We start from the raw sequence: 838 nt of genomic DNA on the forward strand, positions 1-838 counted from the left end.
GGCGCCGACCCGGCGCTGCTCGGCCGCTTCGCGGCCTTCGTGGAGCTGCACGTCGAGCAGGGCCGCGCGCTGGTCGACCAGGACGCGCCGGTCGCGGTGGCCTCCGCGATCTGGCCGCACGGCCGGTGGCGGTTCGACTTCACCGGCGAGGGCAACCACGCGGGTACGACAGCGATGGCCGACCGCCGCGATCCCATGCTCACCTACGCGTTCACCGTGCTGGCCGCGAACAAGGAGGCCCGGCTGCGCGACGCGCACGCCACAGTGGGCCGGGTGTCGGTCGAGCCGAACGCCACGAACGCGATCCCGTCCCGGGTCACCGGCTGGCTGGACGCGCGGGCGGCCGAGGCGGAGACGCTGTACGGTCTGGTCGAGGCGGTACGCGCCAAGGCCGCCGACCGGGCCGGCCGCGACGGCACCGCGCTGACCTGCACCCAGGAGTCGGCGACCCCGCTCGTCGCGTTCGACCGCGGGCTGGCCGACCGGCTGGTCACGCTGCTCGGCGCGCCGGTGCTGCCCACCGGCGCCGGGCACGACGCGGGGGTGCTGGCGGCGCACCTGCCCACCGCGATGCTGTTCGTGCGCAACCCGACCGGGGTGTCGCACTCCCCCGCCGAGGCGGCCACCGACGCCGACTGCGCCGCCGGGGTGACCGCCCTGGCCCGGGTCCTGGAGGAGCTGGCATGCCGCTGACCCGCTGGCTGGCCGAGTACGCCTGGCTGCCCGACCGCGCCGAGCCCACCCGGGATGTGCTGATCGAGGCGACCGACGGGCGGCTCACCGCTGTCACCCCGCTGACCGGGGACGGTCCGCCGACCGCCGGGGTGGAGGTGCTCGG

The 838-nt window shown here is 76.7% G+C and carries 1 protein-coding gene and 1 pseudogene; both read left to right on the forward strand.

The features are described from left to right. Window positions 1-693: M20/M25/M40 family metallo-hydrolase (locus KBX39_RS32200; protein ID WP_210874201.1), on the forward strand; the 693-nt coding region annotated here is incomplete at its 5' end. Beyond that, window positions 690-838 (forward strand): annotated as a pseudogene (locus tag KBX39_RS32205) (formimidoylglutamate deiminase); the annotation flags it as partial. The gene KBX39_RS32200 and the pseudogene KBX39_RS32205, both read left to right, overlap by 4 nt.

The sequence above is a fragment of the Micromonospora sp. D75 genome (assembly GCF_018070405.1).
In the GTDB taxonomy this organism is placed as follows: domain Bacteria; phylum Actinomycetota; class Actinomycetes; order Mycobacteriales; family Micromonosporaceae; genus Micromonospora; species Micromonospora chalcea.